Origin of the sequence: Clostridium sp. 19966 (assembly GCF_032335695.1) — a bacterium.
Classification (GTDB): Bacteria; Bacillota; Clostridia; order Clostridiales; family Clostridiaceae; genus JACTOJ01.
Window position 1 is genome coordinate 1 of sequence record NZ_JACTOJ010000013.1, and the last position, 24,468, is coordinate 24,468.

The 24,468-nt window shown below is 32.1% G+C and carries 24 protein-coding genes; 19 read left to right on the top strand and 5 right to left on the bottom strand.

Going from position 1 to position 24,468, the window contains the following annotated elements:
• From IAI10_RS13885 to IAI10_RS13935, 11 genes are all read left to right on the top strand, one after another.
• The coding region (locus IAI10_RS13885) for a tail fiber protein (RefSeq protein ID WP_315673883.1) at positions 1 to 343 on the top strand (343 nt) is incomplete at its 5' end.
• A 12-nt stretch (positions 344 to 355) separates the two neighbouring features.
• Positions 356 to 685 (top strand): hypothetical protein, encoded by a 330-nt coding sequence (locus IAI10_RS13890; RefSeq protein ID WP_315673884.1) that lies wholly within the window; start codon positions 356 to 358, stop codon positions 683 to 685.
• Positions 686 to 696: 11 nt separating this feature from the next.
• The gene (locus IAI10_RS13895; protein ID WP_315673885.1) at positions 697 to 855 is read left to right on the top strand and encodes an XkdX family protein; all 159 of its coding nucleotides are present in this window, start codon (positions 697 to 699) and stop codon (positions 853 to 855) included.
• A 187-nt stretch (positions 856 to 1,042) separates the two neighbouring features.
• Positions 1,043 to 2,932, top strand: a complete 1,890-nt coding sequence (locus tag IAI10_RS13900) for a phage tail spike protein (protein ID WP_315673886.1) — start codon at positions 1,043 to 1,045, stop codon at positions 2,930 to 2,932.
• Positions 2,933 to 2,990: 58 nt separating this feature from the next.
• Positions 2,991 to 3,245 carry a hemolysin XhlA family protein gene (locus IAI10_RS13905; RefSeq protein ID WP_315673887.1) on the top strand — a complete coding sequence of 85 codons (255 nt, stop codon included), beginning with the start codon at positions 2,991 to 2,993 and terminating at the stop codon, positions 3,243 to 3,245.
• Positions 3,246 to 3,269: 24 nt separating this feature from the next.
• Positions 3,270 to 4,307, top strand: a complete 1,038-nt coding sequence (locus IAI10_RS13910; protein WP_315673888.1) for an N-acetylmuramoyl-L-alanine amidase — start codon at positions 3,270 to 3,272, stop codon at positions 4,305 to 4,307.
• A gap of 52 nt (positions 4,308 to 4,359) precedes the next feature.
• Positions 4,360 to 4,743: a hypothetical protein gene (locus IAI10_RS13915; RefSeq protein ID WP_315673889.1), complete on the top strand. Its 384-nt coding sequence runs from the start codon at positions 4,360 to 4,362 to the stop codon at positions 4,741 to 4,743.
• Between the two features lie 321 nt (positions 4,744 to 5,064).
• Entirely contained in the window at positions 5,065 to 6,030 is a 966-nt protein-coding gene (locus IAI10_RS13920; RefSeq protein WP_315673890.1) for a hypothetical protein, read from the top strand.
• 125 nt (positions 6,031 to 6,155) lie between these two features.
• Positions 6,156 to 6,353, top strand: coding sequence for a hypothetical protein (locus IAI10_RS13925; RefSeq protein WP_315673891.1), 198 nt, complete (start codon positions 6,156 to 6,158; stop codon positions 6,351 to 6,353).
• An 873-nt stretch (positions 6,354 to 7,226) separates the two neighbouring features.
• Positions 7,227 to 7,712: a hypothetical protein gene (locus tag IAI10_RS13930; RefSeq protein ID WP_315673892.1), complete on the top strand. Its 486-nt coding sequence runs from the start codon at positions 7,227 to 7,229 to the stop codon at positions 7,710 to 7,712.
• A 240-nt stretch (positions 7,713 to 7,952) separates the two neighbouring features.
• Entirely contained in the window at positions 7,953 to 8,135 is a 183-nt protein-coding gene (locus IAI10_RS13935) for a permease (protein WP_315673893.1), read from the top strand.
• 1,254 nt (positions 8,136 to 9,389) lie between these two features.
• Here IAI10_RS13935 and IAI10_RS13940 read toward each other — a convergent pair.
• Positions 9,390 to 9,632, bottom strand: coding sequence for a hypothetical protein (locus IAI10_RS13940; RefSeq protein WP_315673894.1), 243 nt, complete (start codon positions 9,630 to 9,632; stop codon positions 9,390 to 9,392).
• Positions 9,633 to 10,108: 476 nt separating this feature from the next.
• Here IAI10_RS13940 and IAI10_RS13945 point away from each other — a divergent pair, with 476 nt between their 5' ends.
• Both IAI10_RS13945 and IAI10_RS13950 read left to right on the top strand, forming a co-directional pair.
• Entirely contained in the window at positions 10,109 to 11,056 is a 948-nt protein-coding gene (locus IAI10_RS13945; RefSeq protein ID WP_315673895.1) for a YafY family protein, read from the top strand.
• A gap of 46 nt (positions 11,057 to 11,102) precedes the next feature.
• The gene (locus IAI10_RS13950) at positions 11,103 to 11,681 is read left to right on the top strand and encodes a type 1 glutamine amidotransferase family protein (protein ID WP_315673896.1); all 579 of its coding nucleotides are present in this window, start codon (positions 11,103 to 11,105) and stop codon (positions 11,679 to 11,681) included.
• A gap of 109 nt (positions 11,682 to 11,790) precedes the next feature.
• Here the strand turns inward: IAI10_RS13950 and IAI10_RS13955 are convergent, their stop codons facing one another.
• The 3 genes from IAI10_RS13955 to IAI10_RS13965 form a co-directional block, all read right to left on the bottom strand.
• Positions 11,791 to 12,366 (bottom strand): protease inhibitor I42 family protein, encoded by a 576-nt coding sequence (locus IAI10_RS13955; RefSeq protein ID WP_315673897.1) that lies wholly within the window; start codon positions 12,364 to 12,366, stop codon positions 11,791 to 11,793.
• Positions 12,367 to 12,393: 27 nt separating this feature from the next.
• Positions 12,394 to 12,840, bottom strand: a complete 447-nt coding sequence (locus tag IAI10_RS13960; RefSeq protein ID WP_315673898.1) for a hypothetical protein — start codon at positions 12,838 to 12,840, stop codon at positions 12,394 to 12,396.
• Positions 12,841 to 13,721: 881 nt separating this feature from the next.
• Positions 13,722 to 13,967: a hypothetical protein gene (locus IAI10_RS13965; RefSeq protein ID WP_315673899.1), complete on the bottom strand. Its 246-nt coding sequence runs from the start codon at positions 13,965 to 13,967 to the stop codon at positions 13,722 to 13,724.
• Between the two features lie 464 nt (positions 13,968 to 14,431).
• On the opposite strand from IAI10_RS13965, the gene IAI10_RS13970 reads away from it, so the two are divergent.
• Together IAI10_RS13970 and IAI10_RS13975 are read left to right on the top strand one after the other, a co-directional pair.
• Entirely contained in the window at positions 14,432 to 15,751 is a 1,320-nt protein-coding gene (locus IAI10_RS13970) for a helix-turn-helix transcriptional regulator (protein WP_315673900.1), read from the top strand.
• Positions 15,752 to 16,101: 350 nt separating this feature from the next.
• Positions 16,102 to 17,196 carry a diguanylate cyclase gene (locus tag IAI10_RS13975; protein ID WP_315673901.1) on the top strand — a complete coding sequence of 365 codons (1,095 nt, stop codon included), beginning with the start codon at positions 16,102 to 16,104 and terminating at the stop codon, positions 17,194 to 17,196.
• A 143-nt stretch (positions 17,197 to 17,339) separates the two neighbouring features.
• Here the strand turns inward: IAI10_RS13975 and IAI10_RS13980 are convergent, their stop codons facing one another.
• Complete coding sequence (locus tag IAI10_RS13980; RefSeq protein WP_315673998.1) at positions 17,340 to 18,794, bottom strand: MFS transporter; 1,455 nt, start codon at positions 18,792 to 18,794, stop codon at positions 17,340 to 17,342.
• 124 nt (positions 18,795 to 18,918) lie between these two features.
• On the opposite strand from IAI10_RS13980, the gene IAI10_RS13985 reads away from it, so the two are divergent.
• The 4 genes from IAI10_RS13985 (at position 18,919) to IAI10_RS14000 (ending at position 24,334) form a co-directional block, all read left to right on the top strand.
• Positions 18,919 to 19,809 carry a LysR family transcriptional regulator gene (locus IAI10_RS13985; RefSeq protein ID WP_315673902.1) on the top strand — a complete coding sequence of 297 codons (891 nt, stop codon included), beginning with the start codon at positions 18,919 to 18,921 and terminating at the stop codon, positions 19,807 to 19,809.
• Positions 19,810 to 19,969: 160 nt separating this feature from the next.
• Complete coding sequence (locus IAI10_RS13990) at positions 19,970 to 20,407, top strand: hypothetical protein (protein ID WP_315673903.1); 438 nt, start codon at positions 19,970 to 19,972, stop codon at positions 20,405 to 20,407.
• Between the two features lie 207 nt (positions 20,408 to 20,614).
• The gene (locus IAI10_RS13995; RefSeq protein WP_315673904.1) at positions 20,615 to 21,214 is read left to right on the top strand and encodes a TetR/AcrR family transcriptional regulator; all 600 of its coding nucleotides are present in this window, start codon (positions 20,615 to 20,617) and stop codon (positions 21,212 to 21,214) included.
• A gap of 30 nt (positions 21,215 to 21,244) precedes the next feature.
• The gene (locus IAI10_RS14000) at positions 21,245 to 24,334 is read left to right on the top strand and encodes an MMPL family transporter (RefSeq protein WP_315673905.1); all 3,090 of its coding nucleotides are present in this window, start codon (positions 21,245 to 21,247) and stop codon (positions 24,332 to 24,334) included.
• The last annotated feature ends 134 nt before the right edge of the window (positions 24,335 to 24,468 follow it).

Sequence of the window (24,468 nt, forward strand, 5' to 3'; positions counted from 1 at the left end):
TAATTTATTTGCCGCTATAGGTACAACTTTTGGAGCGGGAGATGGTAGTACAACCTTTAATCTGCCAGATTTAAGAGGACAATTTATTAGAGGTTTTGATGATGGAGCTGGAGTGGATAGCGGTAGAAGTTTTGGTAGTGGTCAAAATGATATGATAAAATCGCACAGGCATGATTTTTCAAACGGATATAGTGGAGGAAACTGGAATGCTGGTAATTATGGACAGTTAGCGAATGTAGGAAATGATGGTTCGGTACATCCATATTATGTTTCAACAACATATACAGGAGATGCCGAAACAGTTCCTAAAAATATAGCTTTACTATACTGTATTAAATATTAAGAAGGTGATTTTATGTTAGTTTATAATTATGGTTCAGATGGAAGGTATATATGTAGCGAAGAAGCGGACGAAAGTCCGTTAGAGCCAGGGGTTTATTTAATTCCTGCTAATGCTACTACTATAGAGCCACCCGAATATGATAGTCAATATATTCCTATTTGGAATGGTGAAACTTGGGATATAAAAGATATATCTTTGGGAGTACCTCCGTCAAATGATAATACAAATAATAATGGTGAAAAGACACAGGCAGAGATATTACAGCAGACAATAGATAGCCAAGCACAGCAAATTAAGACTATGCAGGACACAATAGACCAATTAGTATTATCCAGCCTATAGGAGGAATTTAGATGTTTGAAACATTAAAAAGATTGTATTTAGAAGGAAGATTAGCTGATGAAAAATTAAGTAATGCAGTAACTAAAGGCTGGATTACAGAAGATGAAAAACAGCAGATAATTAATGCTAAAAATGCAACAGTAGCCGATAGCACAAATATAGCAAGCTAAGGATTTTAGATTAATTTCTAAGTCCTTTTTCATGCTTAAAATGAAAAGAGACAGGAAAGGGACTAGATAAAGATACTATGGGCAGTTAGTGGTTGATCTAAAAATGTTAATCTCTTTCCTGTTACTGCCTATTATATATTTAGTATAAAATATTACAATGCATAAATTATGGAAATGAGGTGAGGCTTTGATTATAGCTTATGATGCAGGAAATATAGACTTTAATAACAATGGTCTTGCTGCACTTGATGAGGTCATATCCTGCGAAGTTACTGAAGAAAAGAATGGAGATTTCAGTTTAGAACTTGAGTATCCCATAACTGATAGTGGTAAGTGGCAATATTTATTTGAGAACAGTATATTAAAGATTCCATGTCCAAAAGGTAGCCAGCTTTTCAGAATATACAAGAAGATAAAAAACATGAGCAGCATTACAGTATCAGCCAAGCATATCTTCTATGATCTTCTGGATAATTTTATTGAGGACTGCAGACCAACCAATTTGAGTGGAAGTAGTGCCTTGAACTGGATATTTAGTCATTTATCCTATGGCACAAAGTTTACTGCATACAGTGATATATCCAATACTGCTTCAGCAGAATATATTCGCAAAAATCCAGTGCAAGCTCTTATATCTGATGATGATAACTCATTTATAAATAAATGGGGTGGCGAGATTGTAAGAGATAATTATGATATAAAAATGCTTGGACAGGTTGGAAGGGACAGAGGAGTCAAAATTCAGTATGGTAAGAACTTAGTAGGTATTGAAGAAGAATTGGATTTAAGCAATGTGGTTACAAGGCTTTACCCAACCTGCAGCGGTGAAGATAGCAATGATGTTATAACTGTAGACAGTAATACCTATACCAGTAAATATGTAAATAGCAAATACATTAACAATTATCCAAACTATAAAATAGCTGAAAAAAGCTACTCGGATATAAAGGTTGATGATGCCACCACAGTAGAGCAGGCAAAAGCCATGCTTTTAGCTGCAGCACAAAAGGAATTTACAGATAATAAAATAGATATCCCTCAAGTAACTTATACTATCAATTTCACAGATCTTAGCCAAACAGAGGAATACAAGGATTATAAATCTTTAGAAACTGTTTATTTGTATGATTATGTTACAGTAAAACATGATAAGTTAGGAATGGACATTCAGGCGGAAGTAATTGCATACAAGTGGGATGCGGTCTTTGAGAGATACAATGAAATTACTCTAGGAAACTATAAAACAGATTTTGCCAGCAGCTATAATAAAGAATTAAATACGGTAAAGCAGGATATAGTTACTCAAAAAAGTGACTTATTACAGGCTGTGGATAATGCTACAAACCTTATAACAGGCAACAAGGGCGGCTACGTAGTTATGCATAAGAACGCTGATGGTGAGCCTTACGAAATTCTAATAATGGATACTCCAGACATAAACACAGCTAAAAAAGTTTGGCGCTGGAATAACAGCGGATTAGGCTATTCTAGCAATGGATATAGCGGTGATTACGGTTTAGCTATGACAATAGATGGAGCAATAGTAGCAACTTATATAACCACAGGAATACTGAATGGTGATTTAATTAAAGTTGGGACTATAACCAGTAAAGACGGAAAATTATCCATTGATTTAACTAATGGAATAATGCAAATAAGCGGTGCGAGTAAATGGATAGGTAGTAATGGGAGTTATACCATGATGGACGGAGATAGCTTCGTAAGATATGATGGTACAACTAAGCAAAAATTATTTGATTTATACTACAGTCAAGTTGTTACAGTTCCAGCTAATCCACAAGGTACTGGAGGATACACTTCTACTATAGTTCAATTACCAGATAAATTTAAAAACAAAATGTTTTATCCAAAAGTAAGCCCTAAAGGCGTATCTACTAATTTTGTACCGAGTACATTTGGAGCTATAGGAGGATTAGATATCTCGGTTGGAGTTATAAGTTATGCAAATGCTACGGTTCAGGTAAGTGGCATGTTTGACGTATATGATTTGATGCACTTACCACAGTCTTATTCAGGAAATCAATATTTAGATATAAATTTAGATGTGTATGCATAGGCACTTACTTAATATAGGTGCTTTTATTATATAAATTTTTATCAAGGAAGGTGATAACATGAGCGAGAGCTACGAGGCTAAACTATGTGAGGAAAAGCACAAAAGAATTGATGAGAAATTCAATCTTCAGGAAAAAAGAATAAATAATCACTCGGAGAGAATTGACAGGCTGGAGCAGGACAGCAGGGAATATAAAACACATATTAAAAATTTATGTAGTCAGATGGAAAGCCTTATATCAACAATAAAATGGGGGCTTGGCATATTTGTTACAGTCTCTATTTTTGTTATAGGGGTTTTTATAAAAAAATAAATTAAATAATTGGAGGAATGTATTATGAACATTATTGAATCAAATTTACAATGGAATGGACAATTAACTCTTAATAACGTACCTCAAATGGTTGTTTTGCATCATGCTGAGGCTACAAACTGTAGTATAGAAGACATAGATAACTGGCATAAAGAAAGAGGATGGATAGGCTGCGGTTATCATTTCTTAGTCAGGAAGGATGGCAGCATATATAGAGGTAGACCTGAGAATGCAGAAGGAGCACATTGCTATGGTTATAATTCTAATTCAATAGGAGTATGCTTTGAGGGTAATTATATGGCGGACTCAATGCCAGATCCACAGAAAGCTGCAGGTATTGAATTAATCAAATATATATTGCAGAAATATAATTTAAGCAGGATTGAGCCTCACAGAGCTTTATATAATACAGCTTGCCCAGGAGATAAGTTCCCTTTTGATGATATAAAGAATGCAGCACTAAATAGTCAAGGCTCTACAGTTAACTATCAACCAATTCAAAACAGAAATTGGCTTCAGGTAGGAGATACAGGGGACAAGGTGAAAGACTTACAAAATAAACTTATAAGACTTGGATATAGCTTAGGAGCATATGGTGCAGATGGAGATTATGGTAAGCTTACAAAAAATGCTGTGTATAAGTATCAACAAGATAATGGACTCCAAGCTGATGGACTTGCAGGGCAGCAGACAATGAGCAGTATAAATGCTAAAATAGCAGAGCTGGATAAGCCAAAGCCTCCAGTGGTTAATGAACTTATAAGAGGCTTTCAGCATGTCTGCAATGTGATGGGTTATACTCATTTAGATGAGGATGGAATCAGAGGTAATTGCACTAATGCAGTTATAGCTAAAATATTAATACAAAAAGGAGCTAGGAATGAGCTTGTTAGATGGATACAGAATAGACTTATAAGCTTAGGCTTCTCCTGTGGAAGCTGCGGAGCTGATGGAGACTTTGGAAATGGTACATTAGTAGCGGTGCAGAATTTTCAAGCCTCCAGAGGGCTTTCTAAAGATGGCATAGTGGGAGCTAATACAATAAATGCTTTGCTCAAGTAAAGATTATAGGAAACTATAGTCTTTTTATTTTAAAACTTTGGAGGTAGAAAATATGAAAGATATAATAATAAATCAAATAATTATACCAGTTGCAGCTGCAGCTATAGGAACAATACTTGAGCTTGCCAGAAGGCAGCTAAAGAAATATTTAGATAGTAAGCAGGAGTTAATTGAAAAGCAAAAGGAAGCCTTGCAGCAGTCTATAGGCATAGATCAATATAATAAGGATAAAGCTGTGGTGCAGGATGCAGTTAAAACTGTAGAGCAGCTTGGTAAAGAATTTGATTGGCAGGGAACTCTTAAGCATTCTAAGGTATTAGAAATGATAGAAGGCAAAACAGGACTTACTGATGATGAAATATTTAATATAATAAAAGCTGCAGTTTTGGAAGTTAATAATATAAAAACACAGAACATTGCAGTTGTGAAAAACTAATGATTGAAAGGTTAGTGAAAAATATGTACTTTTATGCAATTTAAAACAAAAATATATATATAAACATAATAATGGTAAAAATTAATTATAACTATTTACTTATTTGCAGATGGGGAGTATAATAAATTTGTTTTTAAAAACATATATTGTAAAATAATAAAATAATTATAAAAAATGTGAAATTAGATATCTATACACAATAATAAACTATTATTAAAAAATTTTCATATATTGAATGTTAAATGAAGCAAATGACTTCATTTAGTTTTTTATATAAAAATTTTTTAGATATAGAAATAACGTAAACGGGAGTGTTATTGTATGAAAAAAAGAAAATTATTATCAGTAGTCTTATCAACGTTAGTTACATTTTCTATTTTATCTACGGCTTCAGTGGTGACAGCGAACGCTGCAACAAATGTAAAAGTACGAGCATTAAGCAATTGTTATGATTCTGATAGTTATATAGCAAGCATGCAGAAGCAAGTACATAAAAATAAATCAAATGTGAAGGTAGTAAGTTTATCTAGTCAATATATTAAATATCAGTATAAAAAAGATTCTGCTCATCCAGGTAAAATAATATCAAAAGCTATTGTAAGCAATCAACAAGAGTATTTAAAAGAAAATAGTGCAGAAATGTCAAAAAACGTGCAAGCAAATGATATTCAGCGATCAGATATATATCCAGGACACAACACTAGGGACTCAGGAGATGCTTATAGTTGGATTAAGTTAACACTGGAAGTAGATTATACAAGCCCTGGTAATTATGATGTTTATGGATTTTTTGATTGGTTAAAATCGCCTTATTATTACCAGACAGATTTTATTGCAATTCAACAGGATAGTAAATTAGCATTTACACATGGTAGTGGAGAAGCATATGTTTATATGGATAGTTTTCAGCCAAGCATAAATAATAATTTTTATGATTGCGGTGTTTATCCTGTGACAAATCATATTGTATCTGGACAACCAGGCTCAACAGATCAAATCTATGGAGTTGGAACTAGATTTGATTTGGAAAAAATGGTAACGGGTCCATATGCAATGGATCCTCATTGTTATGGTGTTGAACATGTAAAGGCTATAAGAGATACAAGTGATCCATTAGCAGAATTAGCAGTTGGATATGAGCATGAAGAAGAGAATTTGGCTATAGATCCGCAGTTAACTATAACTCCTGCTGGTGGAGATCTAAAAGTAACTGTAACAGGAAAAGCACATTATGATTCTGCTACTGTAGCGGGATCAGTTGATCTTTCTTACGGAGCTCAAATATAAAGTTAAGCCACTGTGTATATATTATAAAATAATAGTTTGCAGTGGCTTTATATTTTTTAGTCAAGTATAATATAATAAGTTAGAAAATAATTTATTTGTAAATACTGAACAGGAGGATAAAGTAAGTGAGTAATATATGGTTAAGAATTATAGTTTCAGTGATTTTGGCAATTATGATAGGCAACGTTTTTTTATATGTTACTTTATTAATATACAATACTGGTCAATTAGTAGCTGATGCTATGGGAGTAGCTTCAATAGCTACAATGATTTTTTGTACTTTTACAATTATAGAAGAAATAAAGAAAAATAAAAATCATTGATTTCTATAGTATATTTAAATCAGTATGCATATGAAAAAATTAATTAAAATATATTAAAGAATTGACGACATTTTGACGACTACATATATAATTTAGTATTATTTTATATTTTTTTCTAAATACATAAATTATGAGTAAGAGCAGTAATACCAATGGTTTTGTGCCTTTGTATTAATTCATATTATCTCTAATTTTCTAATTGGGAGTAATTCGTAATCAGTAGGTCAGCGGTTCGATTCCGCTTGGGAGCTTAGTGATATCAAGAGCTCTAGGATTTCCTAGAGCTTAAATTCTATTTAATATACCTAAATATACACCTACAAGTATAATTTAAAGTCAAAGTCAGATAGTAATGTGAATAAATTGAAACTGTGTATAGGAAATATAACTATACACAGCTTTCTAATAAGTATAATCAAATTGGGAAAGCTTGAGCAACATTTAATAAGCAATATACGACTGACTCGGCTCATTTATCATATTATTCAAAAACATTTCTAATTTACAAGTACCTTAAGCCTGTTTTTCTGGTGAGCTATAAGCCTAGGTATTCTTAGTTACTTTAATATCTTTATGTCCTATAAGTCTTTCAATTGTTTTAGAATCAACGCCTATAAATAATTAAGGCTTGTACCATGAATTCAATTAAAGTATCTAAAAAGTAAATCAGACAATTTGAAATAATCTAGTAGAATTGATAGTGTAAATCAGTACCTTCTAATAATTGATAAAACTGCTTCTAGAGGTGTGTTGAAAATATATGTATAGTACGTATATATACCATATATAAATATAAGTAATCTTATGGGATTATTGCCGAATATATACATTTAACGTATGTTATTTTATAATACCTATAAGGAGATATATAGTATGAAAATATACATAAATAAAAATACAATTTCTTTTATTATACTAGTTTTAGTTATAATAAGTATTTATGGTTTTTGTAGCATTTTATCACAAAAAGGAATTCCTTCACTTCCACCAAATGTTTTAATAAAATATTCTAATAAAGCTATCCCAACTACAATGGGGGAACATACTTGGCTTACAAAAAATGGCAGCAATAGTTATCTAACTGAAGATTCATATTCTCTAGGAGAATCAACTTCCATTTTTACAGCAAAATCATGCGATTTTATAGAAATACATTTCTCTTCAAAACCACAAAAAGTAAAATTATTACAATGGATTGGCAAAAACAACAGCTGCATATATAAGATATTAGATGGTGAAAATGACTATAAAGTGTCTTTGCCTTTAAAAAGTGGAGAATACATATTCGAAGTTTTGGCTTATTGGGATGCTAATGAGCATAACACTTCAAATATTTTTAGAGTTAAGATATTTCGATAGTAAATCATGGTAAAAACAAGAGCACCATAGAAAAATGTTGATATCACTGATGAAATTATCTTATCTTCCTCCGTTATAATGAATCATTTATGTTTTTTATACATTATAGAAAGTTAAAAGTACAATGTAAATATCAAAATTAATCTTTTGTATCTATTTACAATGAATTAAATTATTTGGAATTGAACTTGTAAATTTATTAATATATACTATATTTATGCAAGTAAATGGGGAGATTTAATGAAAAAATCAGTTTATGTAGAAGCTATATTAATAGCGAGCTTAGTATATTTAGTATCTGAATTTGGTTCAACTAATATTGGATTTTTATTTGATGGTGGATCAGTTGAAAATGCTCGAGCTTTTGTGATACAAGATGCAATTATTTTTCTTACTGCTGTGATTGCTTTTTTGGCTATATAATAATAAGAGAATTAAGAGAATTAAATAAAAAAAAGTGATTAAGTTGGAGATGAATTCATAGTTTTGATTTTAAGATGATTTTTTATAAGACGTTTAAAAATATCTTTAAGCTTAAAAGTAGATGTGAACGAAATTGATGACGAAAGAATTTATAATATATAAATGGCATATTCTCAAATTACACTATTAATATATTTATTAAAATATAGATATATTAGCAAAATAGAATTAGCTGAAAAATTAATTAAGACATTGCCTTCATCTAAAAATAAAGGTTATGTTTTGTGTAATAGTTGGTATGGTTGCAGGATATTTTTGACGCTTCGCTAGAAACTAACAAAGTTATTTATCTTAATGGTTATGAAAGACTATGAATTAAGCTTCATAAATTCCCATAAACACTAAATATAGAAGATTTTGAACTTGTCACCGTCAATAGACAACAATACTATATTTACAACTACATTGAGAATTTAAAAGATATAAAAAGTGTTTTCATAATATTTAGCTATCCCCAAAAATTCTTTCAAATGGAATGAGCTTTAAAAACATTTATTTCTTTAGATAACTATTTAAGCTCATTTGATTTCTTAATTCAGTACGCCGATAGGGGGAGCATAGAGCCATTTTTTTAAGATTTTAAATCTTACCTTGGCTTACATGGCTGCCGAATAAGAAGCGAAAGAAGCATTAACAGATATCTAATAATAATGATAACAAATTATACTTACTGTAAAATTATTTAAGTAAAAATGCACTAGTATAATAATATATTTTAAAGAGGTATTGAAAATGAATTATAAAGCTTTATTTATTGGAATAAAAGTATTTTTGGTTGGCTTTATCCTGTCTTGGGTTATTGTTGCTTACCTTGATACTAAGGCAAACTCAAATTAAGCGTACATAGGTTGTATTTGGATAGCCCTTTTATATATCACTTCAATAGTGAGCATAGGAATATTTTTGTTACTTGATAAAAAGGAATCTTGATATTTTTGCTTAGTGAATAGAATTTAGCATTAAAGATAAAAAGCTCCTTATTCAATAGGAGCTTTTTTATCACTACGCTTTTTCTTTATCATGTTATTTAGTGTATTTTTTTCTTGGAGCTGATTTTTAAGCTGAATATATCCATATCTAAATCTACGTCTGACCACCTAAGACCGCATATTTGGACTAATCTCATACTTGTTGTTGCAGCTAACATGACAGGCATATAAATAGTTAAATCTTTTATAGAGTATAAAAGATTGTCTAGTTGCTCTTGGTTATAGACTTTGAAATTGTTTTTGAATTTTTAGGCTTTTTCATTTTGGCACAAGGATTTTTTATTACATAATCCCTATCAATTGCCCAATTATATGCAATATTTAATAGGGTATAATAGTGACCAGCAGTTGTGAAACTTATACCATCTTCTAAAAGTCTGTTAATACTCAATTCTATATTTTCAGTTTTTAAACTAGGAACCTTGATTAGATTTCTTCTTAATTTCAAGCTCTCTTCTTTCGCATTCCTCACGAGCTGCTGTCTTTGTTAGAAAACCTCTTATTGCTTCTCTAATTCTTTTTTGTTGAGTTATGACTTCTATTTCATAGCCAAAAGTCTTTTTTTTGAACCTTTTCGAATAGTAATTAAGAACATGATTAGTTGTTAAATTGAAATAATTAGATATTCTATTTAATGTATTAAAATCAGGCTATCTTCCGTGTTATAGAATAATAGTGTTCAGTAGCTTTACGTTTTTAAAAAGTATTTTTATTATATATTTTAGTTAGGTATTGTATAATAGAATTGAGTTGAAATTAATTTATTTGTGAATATTTATATAGAAGGAAAAATAAAATTCATTTATTTTTTATAGTAAGATTAAGACCGTATAATTATAAAAGGCTTAACGACTTTTTCACAACGACACATATGAATTAGGGTTATTTTATATTGTTATTTAGAAATGGAGAAAGCATGTTATCATGAAAATTGATAGATTACTAGGAATTTTAAATATCCTTGCCAATATAGATAGAATTACAATACAACAATTAGCAGAAAGGTTTGAGGTTTCCAAACGTACAATTTTTCGAGATTTAGATACTTTGAACCAGGCGGGAGTTCCAATTGTTACATATTCAGGGATTGGTGGGGGAGTAGCAGTCAGTGAAGGATATAAACTCAAAAGCAGTATTCTTTCTAAGAACGATATAAAAAATGTATTTACTGCACTTAATGGACTCATGAGCATTGATGAAAGCACCGATTTAACAAATCTAATAGCAAAACTAATTCCAGAAGAAACAAATATAGTATTTTCAGAAAGTGATTATGTAATTGATTTGTCCTCATGGTTTCAAGACAGTATTACACAAAAAAAGGTATCTGCTTTGCATAAGGCGATTAAAAATCAAAATTATATTTGTCTAGAATATATCTCTAGAAGGTCACATTCATCAAGAATTATTCAGCCTCATAAACTTGTTTTTAAGCAAGCATACTGGTATTTATATGCTTTTTCCGAGGATGATCAGGAGTTTCGTTTGTTTAAGCTTAATAGAATTGTTGACTTTAAAATCATGAATTCAAGATTCACTTGCAAGGCAATTGAAGAAATAGTTTTTAAAAAAGATTTTGGCGCTGATTTGTTTTCATCTCAAGACCCGACAGCATTGTTTGAAGTTATACTACAATATGATTTTATTAATGAATTTTTTTTAACAGACAAGATAGATGCAAATTTTTTTCAAATGATAGACGATTCAAATGGAAAGGGTAACATTAGATTTTTTGCTTCTAATTTAGAATGGGTGGCCGATTTAGTTTTTAGTTTGCAAGATAAAGTTAAAGTTATAGCGCCGCTTCAACTAAAAGAAGCAATAAAAATCAGAATAAAAAGAATACAGAAACTCTATAAAGATGACATATAGGTGTCATCTTTTTCGTTGTACAATACTTAAGAAAGGAAGTGTTACAATGAAAAAAGAAGTGCTTGTATTTATTTTTGATGGATATGCAGATTGGGAGAGTGCTTATATTTGTTCAGAACTCAATGGAGCAGAAACGGATTATATTGTAAAAACTTTAAGCTTGGACAAAGAACCTAAAACTTCTATGGGAGGTTTTAGGATCATTCCTGACTATTCTGTAAGTGATTATCCAAAAAATTTCGAGATGTTGCTTTTAATTGGAGGTCACGCTTGGGTGGAGCATAAAAACAATGATATTGGACCTGTGGTTGAATATGCCGTTCAACAGCATATTCCAGTATCAGCGATCTGCAATGCTGCCAATTTTATGGCGGAAAACGGATACTTGGATAATATCAAACATTCAGGCAATACGCTGGAGTATATGAAGTCACAAGCTCCCCACTACAAAGGCGATTGCAATTTTACTGAAAAACAAGCAGTTTGTGATTCTGATATCATAACTGCCAATGGTACGGCTTCTTTAGAATTTGCCAAGGAAATCATGTTGTATTTGAATGTTAAGCCTGTAGAAAAAATCAATGAATGGTATAAATTTAACAAGTCAGGTTTCTACCAACAGTAGAGCATAGTTCTATTTTAAGACAAATTAGAAATGTGCGCTTGGAAAACAATTCAATCACTGTTGGAATTGTATTAAATTTGTAGTTAAGTATCTAGAATCGTTTTGGAAGCTATTCGATATTAATATCAAAAGTTATGTCAATGAATTCGCTATTTTTTCGTACCTTTGATTCATACCTTAAATCTATTTTTTCACTGCCAGCATTTAAGGTATTGAAGTAAAAGTTCTCTCTTGAATGATTAACACCGTCTTTGCCATAATCCGATTTTGGAGTAGGGATAGAAATAGAGCTCTTTTTATCAAATTTAATAACCTTGTTATTTAGGCTGCTTTTTATATTCCAGGTATAAGCTATAGTGGAGTTAGCATGAAGAGATATGATAAAATTATTATCTTTAGATATGGTTAAGTCTATGCTGCCGTTCTCATTAACTAAATATTGTTTCATGGAAGCCTTATTTTCTTTATAAGTAATGAGGGCTATATATACTTTGTCTGAGCTTACAGTGTAATAATAACTCTGCCTGCTCAAGGATTTATCCATATCCTTTAAGTTTGATATTCTAAAATCATAATTTACATGGTTACTATCTTTGTCATCAAAGTACACCTGCTTTAGAGAGTAGAATATTGCAAAAATAAAAAGCATAATTAACGGTACTAAAATTAACTTTTTATGTTTCATAAGTTTCCTCCTTGATTTAGTATTAAATTATTTATCATAATACAAAGCAGCTACTACGTCGGACAAGCTATTGGCTATCTTATACCATTTATCCGTTATTACCTTATGGTCTCTTTCCACTAAATAGTTGAAGGTATTTCCATATGGAATTACTAGTATAGAATTATTGGTTGGAGCCATAGGGATTATTTCTACTACATAGACTGCGCCTATGATACCGTCTCGGGAATCTATTGCCTTTTTAGAACTATTTGAATCAATAAGCTTAATAATTTTTTCTATATCTGAACTCTTTGATATTGTTATCTTTTTTCCGAACTGAGAAATAACTAATTTTTTTATTTCGTTGGAGCTTGGTATTTTATCTAACCCCACTTGATTAGACTTGGCATTTTCAGTGAAGAAAATGACTGAAAGTGCGGATATAAGGATAATTATCAAGGATAGAATACATATTTTAATAGATTTCGGCATGTTATAACTTCCCTTCAATATTTTAAAATATAGGGAAATATATTTAAGATAAGTATGGAAGATCTAATGAGTTATATGAAGTATTACTAAAAAACTTAATTATTGAATACTAACCATATATCATGATATCGCGATAACTAGTTAGCTTGATATCTAGTTATTAGCCAACTAAACTATTCACTAGTGCAGGTATTTACTAATATCAATCCTAACTATGTTAATATCTATATTATACCTTATATAACATATTATAGTAATAATAAAATTGATAAACCTAATGTAATTTATAAGTTTTGAAGACCACTAATTTTAAATTATAGTATAATATGGATATAATTTAAGTTTGGAACATAATTCTTAGAGAATTGCATAATCAGCTGCAATAACATATAGAAGCAATTTGGTAATATGAAAAATATTAATATTCGCCTGAGGAATAGTGTTATATTTATTGTTTGTTTTATTATAGTGATGCGTTTACTTGATATTAAACCAATAGATAATTTTATAAGATACAATATAAGTTATAAATTAACTTCATTCGTAAAATTTAAATGGGCAGATCGAGATATGAAGATAAAAAATAAGATATTAGATCTAAAAGAATTAAAGCCATTGAGCATTTTAGTTTTTTCCTCAGCTAGCGAATTTAAATCTTTTTTTCCTTCTAAAGTAAGAATATACAGTATGGTTTGATGAAGGCTTAGCTGAATATAGTACAGATTTAGTGACAAATGAAAATTTATATAAAAAACCTCCTGACAGAGTTAAAAATTTTAAGGAGCTAAATACAGGAGAAACTATTGAGAATATTGAAAATGTAATCTTGAATAAGAAAGCTTCCCAAGTTTCAATGGGAAACCTTCTTGTTTTATAGATAATTATATTCCGAAATTTGAAATATTATAAGCTCCAAAATATTTTACAGGATATGAACAAGTACTGTAATATTCTGAAGCTACGGATTCATAAACAACATATGCGTAAGTTGAACCCATTACAACACCCTCTGATAATGGAGGAAGAGTTGTTGTGCTCTTAAGTGTTTTTGTCTTAGAACTCTGATTCCAAGTATATGAATACAATGTAGAATTATTGTTTCTTCCATAAGAAGAAGAAATCATCATCCTATTATCTCTAACTGAAATACCCTGTGTTTTTAGAGGAACTGAAATTTGAGACTGGTAAGGTATGATTTTCACTTAGATATATCATTATGTAAAAATAATTATTTACATAATTTTATTTCATGGTATAATAGTTATGGGTAAGAGATTTGGTAACTTAAAATAAGAAGCTCCTTAATCTTAATATATAAGATTGAGGAGCCCTTATTTTAAAAATCTATATGAATAGTTTTTATGAAAGTTTAATATTATATAACAACCATATTTATAAAGGAATTTGATATGTTTAAAGCAATTTTAATAAAATCCTATCAATTAATGTGATAAAAGTACTTAGATTTATGATCTTTTATTTGCTGCATGTATCAAACTTTATAATATGATAAAAAAAATAAAAAATGTGAAAAAAATCCTTTACTATGGTATAATAATATATATTTTTATTACATGGTGGTGAGATATGATTGGAATGTAGAGTTATACCTGTAGGCGAGAAGATTAAAAAGCTTAGAGAAAGATACGGATTAAATCAAGATGAAATTGTAGGAACGGATATAACTAGAAATCTTATAAGTCAGATTGAAAACAGCAAAGCTAAACTGACCAAAAGTACCGCAGAAATAGTCATTAAACACGCGACAGAAAAGCTTAAAGAAAGAAATATTACTTTAGATGTAGATATTGAATATCTATTGGAAGATGAAGAAGCTCAAGCTCGAAAAATACTTGATGGATTTATAGAGGAGCTTAGCGAACTTGCTAAAAATAAAGATTCCAGCTATGTAGAAAGCTTTAAGAAAGCAGAAGAGTTTATGCTTAAATGGAATTTCATTGATAAGAAAATAATTATTTGTGAGATAACTGGTGACTATTTTTATGGCAAGAATGATTTTTACAAAGCTTCAGTCTATTATGAAAATACTAAGTGCCTTATGAATTTAGATATGGAAACTGAGCCATTAATTCAGCTGTTACAGAAGCTTTCTAACACTTATTATTTTATGGGTAATCTCAGCGAAGGAATAAATACTTGTAATTATGCCCTAGACAGATTTCCTGAAATGGATAATGAAAAGAAAGTAGGCTTTTTATTCAATATTGGACTTTACTATAATTATCTTCACGAGTATGACAAATCTGTAAGCTTTATAGATAAAGTGGCCAGTATGATTGATAAAAAGGAAAAAGGATATGCGAAAATATTGCTGCTAAGGGCTTCAAGTCTAAGCAGTCTGAAATTTTATGAGGAAGCTTTAAATATTTACAACGAATTGATAGAAATGACAGAGAGCAAGGACTATGCACATAGAGCGCTATACTATAATAATATTTGTGAAACTTATATAGAACTTCAGCAGTTTGATACAGCAAATAAGTATTTGCGATTAGCATTGGACAATCTTACACTTGTCCAAAAAGATTTTAGTATGCTTCCACATATATATTTTGATATAGCCAAATGGTACGTAAGGCTGCAAGATTCAGAAAAATCTAGTATATTTTTTAAGCAAGCCTTGAGTTTATCAAAAGATTTCAAATATTCGCTTGTAATAAAAGATATTCTCCATGAAATAATACATATAAATGATTACAAGGTAGACATAGATATAAAGGATGAGTTTAAGCAGCTGCTTATGGAAACTAAAACCTTAGACAATTTACTCTTAGTGGACATATTAAAATATTTTACTTCATTAGATGACAAAGAAAGTGTTTTAGAACTATGCGATTTTTGCAGAGTTAATTTTGAAAATATTAAGGAAGGAAGTGAGATAAATGTTTAAAAAACATAAAAAAATATCAGCAGTATTATTTCTATTGACAGTAACAGTTTTGACAAGCGCTCCAATAATTACTATTTTAGTTGCTGGCGTTCCATGGGGTGTAGACTAATAAAATATAAAAGCTTTTACAAAAATAGAGCGGTTCATGACCGCTCTATTTTAATTTCTGGGAAACTATTTACCTAGTCATAGTGATATTCTCTATTAGTAAACAATTATTTATAATCAAAGTACGGATATTAAACGTATTGATAAAATAATCAGAATAATATAAACTGATAATAATTGTTGAATAAAGTCGATGAATGTATGTTGATGTATTTATTTGTAGATTTGGGGGGGATGTGCACATGATATCTGAATTGTTTTTGAATTCTTGTATTTTGATAACTTTCTTAAGTATATCCCATATTTTTATAAAGAAAAAAGATATAAAGCTTAAATTATCCCTGCCATTAAAAGTTTCAATGGGAGCAATAGCTGGGCTATTAGGAATTTTGCTTATGAATTATTCCTTTAGAGTTGATAATGCTACAATAGCTGATTTAAGATCCATTTCAATTATGATAGCAGCCATCTATGGAGGCTTTTTTTCTTCAGTATTGGCGTCTGTTATTATAGCAGCGTATAGGATTTTCCATTTTGGAGCTTGTTTTACATCCATAAGTTCGGTAGCAGTTATCCTTTTAAGGGGTTTTGGCTTTGGAATAATTAGCTTTCTTAAGGTGAAAAGGAAGAGAAAGTGGGTTTATTGCATTATTTACTCAATTATATTAAGCTTATCCGCCATATTGATTGTTACAGATCGTTCAGCAGCTATGGTGAAGACGTTTATAATATTTAATATGTCTTTGAGTATAATTTCTTTTTTTACCTATAGCTATATAGAATATATAATTGAATCTGTAAAATTATACAGAAGATATAGAAATGAATCTATTGTTGATTTTCTGACTGGATTAAACAATGCTAGGCAGTTTAACAATATTTTTAATAATATAGCACAGCGTGCTGTGGAAAAAGGTGAATATTTATCATTATTATTTATAGATATAGATTTTTTTAAAAATGTTAATGATACCTATGGTCATGGTGCTGGTGATAGTGCATTAAAGAAAGTAGCTGAAATTTTGCGAAAGACTTGTAGATACTATGATATTGTTTCTCGTAATGGGGGAGAAGAATTCACTGTGATTTTGTTGGATTGTACATCTGCTCGTGCCGTGGAAATTGCAGAAAAGATAAGAAAAAATGTAGAAGCGAGCAAATTCTATGTTTCCAAGGATATAGAAGTGAGCATTACGATTTCTATTGGAATTTCCACATATCCAAATTTGACTGGCAATATAAATGAACTGTTAGAAGATGCTGATAATGCATTATATCAGGCTAAAAGTAAAGGAAGAAATAAAGTAGTATTATTTAATGATAAAGCTATGTTTTAAAAGAATGTTGATAAAGGCTTTGTTCACCTTGCATGGTTTCTCTCAGAACCCATAGAAGAAACTCTAAGGATTGTTTTATTATAATTGGCTACCCAAATTTATAAAAAGACGATAAATGATACAATCATCCACCGCCTGATCAATTACTCTAAGCTTACGCTTTCACTTTCAATGCTGCTTTTTCTTTTGAAATATAGAAGCATAAAGCCTAAAATTAGTGCAGCTATAAAGAAAACAGTGAAAAATCTAAAGCTAGAATCTATAGAGCTAACTAATCCTTCCTTTGCTTTTACATTATTAAAATGTCCTATTCCCACCATTGCTTTTGAAACTACATCTGCAGGTATAATGGCTTCTATAGTCAATATTACAAAGGTCTGGCTCAGAGCCTTACCAACATTCATAATAGTGTATTGCATGCCAGAAGCGGAACCTGTCTGATCTTTAGGGGCTGCTGATAATACAGTTTTAGCTAATGATGGCCAAGCTAAGCTGTTGGCTATTGACATTATGACTAATGGTGTAATTAAAGCTGGAATTGATAGCTCAGCCCCAATATTGCTAAGCATTATTATACCTAGGATGAGAAATATAATTCCGCCCACAAGAGTGTGCAAGGCTCCTGTATAATCTACTAGCTTACCTGCAAAGGGTCCAAGTATAAGCTGAGGCACTGAGAGAGAAATCATTAATAGCGCTGAAGTGCTAGGACTTAGATTGAGAACACTTTGCAGGTATATACTTAATAATAAAGGCAATGCAAAATAGGCGATACAATAACATAATGTAATAACTAATCCAATGGAATAATTCCTGTATGAGAGTAATTTGAAATTAAATAATGGATTTTCTTCATGCAATTCTGTAAATACAAATGCTGCCCATAGAATAATTGCAATTATGCTTGATATCACTGTCTCCGTAGATAACCATCCCCAAGATTGACCCTCTGAAAGTACTACCATTGTTAATATAAGACCTAAGCTGAAGGTTAATATTCCAAGCCAATCAGTTTTCTGATGAATTACAGCTGCAGTTTCTTTAAGAACCCAAAATGCACCTATTATGCAGATGATTACAAAAGGTACTGTAACGAAAAAGATTGAACGCCAGTTAAAGTGAGCAAGCAAAGCACCTCCAACTACTGGCCCTATTATAGCTCCAATTACCCAAGAGGTGGCATTGATGCCTAAGGCTAGGCCAAGCTGCTCATTAGGAAAGGTTTTTACTATGGTTGGACTAGCTGTGGCTAAAGCTAGAGCAGCTCCTGATCCTTGTATTATTCTGTATATATTTAAAGTTAGTCCTGACCCTGCAATTCCACAGAGCATTGTACCAATAGTAAATATAATTAGACCTGATATAAAAATACGTTTGGTGCCTACTGAATCTGCCCATTTCCCTGCTGGCAATATGAGCACAGTGCTGGCAATAATATAACCTGTAATAATCCATAACCCAGTGGTTATAGAGATATTTAATCCTTCCATCATTTTAGGTAAACCTATTATTACTATAGTGGAATCTAAGTTTGTAATAAATGAAACTAGGGTAACAACAAATAGAATAGTCCACTTGTGCGATTTTGAATGCATAATCTGATTCTCCTTATTCTTATAAATTTAATTTTCTATGTATAGTTTACAAGAGATTATATATCATGTAAAATGATTATAAACGATATGAATATTCATTTTTAGTGATTTATATAGAGGTGAAGAGATGGAAAGTAATGAATTGAGAATTTTCAGAGCTGTAGCTCAAACGGGAAGCATAACAAAAGCTGCACAAGCTTTAGGCTATGTTCAATCAAATGTTACGGCAAGAATTCGCCAATTGGAAAGTGAATTGAATACTCAATTATTTTATAGGCAGAGAGGCATGGTATTAACTCCTACAGGTGAGAAGCTGCTGGCTTATGCGGAAAAAATTATTTATTTGCTGGATGAAGCGGATAAAGCTATAAATGATTATTGTGATCCTTCAGGAAGCTTATCTATTGGAGCCAATCATACTATATCTGCTCTCCGTCTTCCTGAAATATTATCTCAGTACCATAAAGCTTATCCTAAAGTTGATTTATCCCTTATTACAAGTGACTCGGATGAACTTATTTACAAGGTAAATCATTTTCAACTGGATGGAGCTTTTGTTAAATCCTTATCCTTTAGCAATGAAAATATTGAAAGAGAGCTCGTATTTGAAGAAAATCTGGTGCTTATTTCTAGCCCTGAGTATAAGGAGGTTAGTGACTTGTATTCCAGACCGTTTTTAATGGCAAGCACCGGATGCCCTAATAGAACGCAGCTGGAAAACTGGCTTAGAACAAAAGGAGTTTTAAATATAAGGTATATGGAATTTAATAATTTAAATTCAATTATTGAAGGGGTAATGGCTGATCTTGGGGCTTCTTTTGTTCCCCAATCCACTATTGAAGAATATGAGAAAAAGGGTCTGCTTAAATCCTTTACAGCACCAGCTCAGTATAGCATCACAAGAACCTATTTCATAAGGCGTAAGGATTCTTTAATGACTAGTGCACTTTCAAAGTTTATTGAAATGATTGAGAAAAATACACCTTATGAAAAGCTGCTGAAGGAAGAAGTCCTATAGAAAAAAGTGCTATATGTTCGTCTTATAGCTTTAATGATATATCTGGCATTAAGATTAAGTATTTAGTTTGTTCTAGTTAAATATTTCCAAAATTATTTGATTTATACCATTTATTACATTATAATAATGTTATATATTAACATAAATGGGGGAGAGAATAATGGAAGAAAATAAACCACAAGGAGTAGGCGGAGGAATTAAAACCATATCCGTACTATATTTTATTGTTGCTTTTTTTATGATTCTAGGAGATTTAATACTGCTAGGAGGTAAAGACTTCCTTGAGAGTCAGTATAAGAGCATGGGAATCACTATGCCGTCAATATCGGATACTGCTATTGCTATAAGCTTATTATTGGAAGTTATATTAGTAGCATCACTTATTTTAATCTTAATGAAAAAAGCTGCAGGGGTATATGCTTACTTTGCCATTTCAATAATTGATTTTATTTATTCTATCATATCAAGCGGTTTTAGTTTCACAGTCCTTTTGGGGCTTATATTGCCTATTTTAATGGCAGTGTTCATATCAAAGAGGAAAGAAGTTTTTGGACTTGGAGTTAAGGATGAAAATATAAGTTCCAATTCACAAGTTTAAAGAAAGCTTACCAAACATATTTAAAGAGCTGCCAGGCTGGTAGCTCTTTTTGTTTTCCTCAAAAGACAATAATACATGCCTTTGCCCAAAAGTACATGTTTTTGCCCGAAGGTACAATTGCTGCAGCTAGCCTTAGGAGGTACCATAAATATATAGATATTTGTGAATGTGCAAAATATACTTTTAAAAATGAATGGGTGATTACTAATGCAGTATTTAAAAGATGAAGTGAAGGACAAAATATTGAAGGCTGCAGTGCTTGAGTTCAAGGAAAATGGTTATATGGATTGTTCTATAAGAAAAATTGCAGAGAGAGCGCACATAACCAGCGGAAATATTTATAGGTATTTTTCTAATAAGGAAGCTTTATTTGATGCCATAGTAGCCCCTGTTTATGGTGAATTTATGGAGTATATTCTCAATATCAAGAGTGAATTAAAGAGCTGCTCCTACATGAAAAAAGCTGAGGTGCTTGAATATATCCAAAAGATTAACAATACTTTTCCTAGACTTTTTGAGGAGTACGGCAATGAGCTAAAGATACTTTTAAACAAAAGCAAAGGATCAAAATACAGCAATGTTAAGGAGGAATTAATAGAGGTTATAGATGACTTGCTTAAAGAAAATATAGCTAAGGAATATTTGGAGGCAGAGGACTCCATCACTTATGTGCTTGCCTCTACTCTGGTAGAGGGCATGTGCATAATACTTAAGCAATACGAAGATACAGAAAAAATAAAAGTTGTGTTTGATAAATTCATAGTTATTTATTCACTTGGAATCAATGAAAGCTTATCAAAAAAGTAGCTTAATTAGTGTTTATAGGAGGAATTAAACATGAGAAAAATAATAAAAGGAAGATATGCAATCTTTGCGCTGTGGCTTGTAGCAACAATTTTGCTTACGGCTTTTCAGCCAGACATTAATGCAATACTAAGGATTAAAGGGCAAAAGGTTTTAAGTGACAGCAGTCCATCAGTAGTGGCAGATTCTATAGTAAGTAAGATGGAGACCACAAAGGGTTCCAATGACATCATAGTTTTTTATGATAAAAATAAGATTTCAGAGGAAGAAATGACGCAGATTGGGGATGGAGTAAAGGCACTTGCTGGCAGCAAGGCAGAGCTTGGCATAAATGACATGATTGACCCCTTCAGCATGCCTGAGGCAAAGGCTTCCTTAATTTCTAAAGATGGTACAACCCTTATGGTAAGCTTTAAGCTAGATAAAAAATCTAGGGAAGTATCCGATATAAAGAAGCAGCTAGACAGCAAGCTTACAAATATAAAGGCAGAGCATTATTTCAGCGGAGAGGACTTCATAAACGACGACTACCAAAGAGCGGCTGAGTCAGGAGTAGAGAAAAGTGCTGCCCTTACAGTTATATTTATTCTTGTGGTGCTGGTAATAATGTTCAGGTCGGTGATTACGCCAATTATATCCCTAGTAGCCGTGGCTTTTTCCTATATGTGCTCCATGGGAATCGCAGCTCAGCTTATAGATAAGGCTAATTTTCCTGTAACAAGCCTTACCCAGATGCTCCTTATACTCATTCTTTTTGGTATAGGAACAGATTATAACATTCTTCTCTTTAATAGATTTAAGGAGGAATTAGCTCATGGATATTTCGTAGATGATGCTATAGTAAAGACCTATAAAACAGCGGGGAAGACTATTTCCTTCAGTATATTAACCGTGTTTATTGCCTTCTTAAGCCTTATGTTTGCAGAATCCCCAACCTACCAGTCAGGGGTGGTAGTGGTAATAGGTGTAGCAATACTTCTTTTAGAGATACTCACGCTTACTCCTTTTATGATGAAGCTTTTAGGAAAGAAGCTATTCTGGCCTTCTAAGAGTATAGGAGGACATAAACCAAATAAGTTCTGGGGAAACACCTCTACCTTTGCTACTAAACACCCTATTGTTTCTGTACTCATTATATTGGCACTAATAGCGCCAACAATTTATTTTCATCAGCAAAAGCTTAACTTTGATACCATAGGTGAGCTTGGAGATTCACAGCCTTCCTCAAAGGGGTTTAATCTTATAGCACAGCATTTTGGCAAAGGTCAAGCTATGCCAGTTACTGTGGCCATACAGGCTGACAAGACAATGGATAATAATGAAGAGCTTTCTATAATAGATAACCTAACTGAAAGAATTAAGAATATCCAAGGAGTTAAGCAGGTAGCATCACCAACTCAGCCACAGGGCTCTCAGATAGAAGGACTTTATATAAGCAACCAGACTAAGTCTGTAACCGATGGACTTTCTAAAACCCAGGAGGGAGTAAATCAAATTTATGACGGACTAAAGCTTGCGCAGGATAAGCTTGGCTCAGCAGATTTCTCTAAGGTGAATCAAATGTTGGAGGGTACTGGAAAGCTTCAGGAAGGTATGAGTGGCCTAACTAACGGACTTCAGCAGCTACAGGCTGGTTTAGGGGATAACTCCTCAAATTCGCAGTCCATAGAGAGTGGCATAGCCTCAATACAGACTAATCTTCAGAGCGTGAGCAATGGAATAGGAATTTTATCTGACAATTACAGCAAAATGCAGGCTGGATATGCAGAAATGGGCAAAAACTATCAAGGAGCAGCTCAGGCTCTTCTTGGAGTAAAAAGTGGACTTGGACAAATGGACGCTATGGTTAAGGCTTTAGGAGAAAGTTATTCAAACTCACAAAATGATAATAATTATAAGGCATTAAAGCAAACCCTGCAAGGACTAGAAGCTGCTTTAAGTCAAATTACTCCTGAGGGAATAGAAAAGCTAAATCGAGGCTATAATGATACAACCTCTGGCTTTGATACTGCAAATAAAAATCTTAAAGCTATGAGTGCAGGTTTAGCGCAGATGGCAGCTGGACTCAAGCAGCTAGAAGCTGGCCTTAGCCAGGCCTCCTCAGGCATAGGAACCATAGTTACCAATATGAATAGTGTAACTAAGGGGCTAGGGGATATGAAAGCCGGTCAGCAACAGCTAGTAGATGGCTTAAATGGCTTCAGTACCTTTGGTCAAAAGCTATCAGAGGTAAACACTGGCTTAAAGCAGATATCTGATGGACTTGGTCAAACTAATGGTTTTCTTATGCAGCTTAATACAAATAAAACCTTCTTTATGCCAAAGGAAGCTTTAACAAGTGCAGATTACAAGAAGGTATTTGATAACTTTATGTCTCCAGACAGAAAAATTACAAAGCTTACGGTCATTTTAGATAATGATCCATATTCAGAAAAGGCTTTGGCTACCGTGGATAAAATAAACCAAACTGTTGCAAGCGGACTAAAAGGCACAGCGCTTTCAAACGCTAAATTTGGGGTATCAGGACCAAGTGCCACTACAAACGATATGAACAATGTACTTAGCAGAGATTTAAATAAAACCACCATTGTAGTAATCATAGGAGTGCTTTTGGTACTACTTCTAGTTATAAGATCTTTATGGGAGCCTGTGGTAATAACTGCAGCACTTATGGGAGCATACTATGCAGCTATGTTTGTGTTAAACTTTATATTCCTAAATCTTAAAGGTCTAGAAGGTATATCCTCCTTTGTGCCCTTCTTCTCCTTCATAATAATAGTAGCCCTGGGAGTGGATTATAGCATATTCCTAATGATGCGCTTTAAGGAATACCCTAATATGTCACGTAAGGAAGCAATAGTTTTGGCTTCAAAGCATATAGGCGGTGTGGTAATGTCTGCAGTTATAATCCTTGGAGGTACCTTTGCAACCCTTATGCCTTCAGGCTTGGTGCTTCTAGCAGAGCTAGCTGTAGCGGTAATTACAGGACTTATAGTACTTTGCTTTATACTGCTGCCTGTATTTCTTCCAGCTATGATTGCTCTTCCTGCTGTTATAAAGAGGCTTACACAAGCAAGCAAGGAAAGCAAAGAGGATACTGATCTAGAGGAAAAGAATGCATAAATTTTAAGCTTAATAAATTGCTGCATAATAAAATGATAAATTGTTATGCAGCAATTTTCTACTGCCTAAAGGTACAGAGACTTTTTCCCCAAGGTACAATTGTTAGCTAATAGCTCTTCCATATATGATAAATA

Bases quoted from the DNA above. Each gene is read 5' to 3' on its own strand.
- IAI10_RS13890 (WP_315673884.1), top strand. From the start codon at position 356: ATGTTAGTTTATAATTATGGTTCAGATGGAAGGTATATATGTAGCGAA.
- IAI10_RS13895 (WP_315673885.1), top strand. From the start codon at position 697: ATGTTTGAAACATTAAAAAGATTGTATTTAGAAGGAAGATTAGCTGAT.
- IAI10_RS13905 (WP_315673887.1), top strand. From the start codon at position 2,991: ATGAGCGAGAGCTACGAGGCTAAACTATGTGAGGAAAAGCACAAAAGA.
- IAI10_RS13910 (WP_315673888.1), top strand. From the start codon at position 3,270: ATGAACATTATTGAATCAAATTTACAATGGAATGGACAATTAACTCTT.
- IAI10_RS13915 (WP_315673889.1), top strand. From the start codon at position 4,360: ATGAAAGATATAATAATAAATCAAATAATTATACCAGTTGCAGCTGCA.
- IAI10_RS13920 (WP_315673890.1), top strand. From the start codon at position 5,065: ATGAAAAAAAGAAAATTATTATCAGTAGTCTTATCAACGTTAGTTACA.
- IAI10_RS13930 (WP_315673892.1), top strand. From the start codon at position 7,227: ATGAAAATATACATAAATAAAAATACAATTTCTTTTATTATACTAGTT.
- IAI10_RS13935 (WP_315673893.1), top strand. From the start codon at position 7,953: ATGAAAAAATCAGTTTATGTAGAAGCTATATTAATAGCGAGCTTAGTA.
- IAI10_RS13945 (WP_315673895.1), top strand. From the start codon at position 10,109: ATGAAAATTGATAGATTACTAGGAATTTTAAATATCCTTGCCAATATA.
- IAI10_RS13950 (WP_315673896.1), top strand. From the start codon at position 11,103: ATGAAAAAAGAAGTGCTTGTATTTATTTTTGATGGATATGCAGATTGG.
- IAI10_RS13955 (WP_315673897.1), bottom strand. From the start codon at position 12,366: ATGAAACATAAAAAGTTAATTTTAGTACCGTTAATTATGCTTTTTATT.
- IAI10_RS13960 (WP_315673898.1), bottom strand. From the start codon at position 12,840: ATGCCGAAATCTATTAAAATATGTATTCTATCCTTGATAATTATCCTT.
- IAI10_RS13965 (WP_315673899.1), bottom strand. From the start codon at position 13,967: ATGATGATTTCTTCTTCTTATGGAAGAAACAATAATTCTACATTGTAT.
- IAI10_RS13975 (WP_315673901.1), top strand. From the start codon at position 16,102: ATGATATCTGAATTGTTTTTGAATTCTTGTATTTTGATAACTTTCTTA.
- IAI10_RS13985 (WP_315673902.1), top strand. From the start codon at position 18,919: ATGGAAAGTAATGAATTGAGAATTTTCAGAGCTGTAGCTCAAACGGGA.
- IAI10_RS13990 (WP_315673903.1), top strand. From the start codon at position 19,970: ATGGAAGAAAATAAACCACAAGGAGTAGGCGGAGGAATTAAAACCATA.
- IAI10_RS13995 (WP_315673904.1), top strand. From the start codon at position 20,615: ATGCAGTATTTAAAAGATGAAGTGAAGGACAAAATATTGAAGGCTGCA.
- IAI10_RS14000 (WP_315673905.1), top strand. From the start codon at position 21,245: ATGAGAAAAATAATAAAAGGAAGATATGCAATCTTTGCGCTGTGGCTT.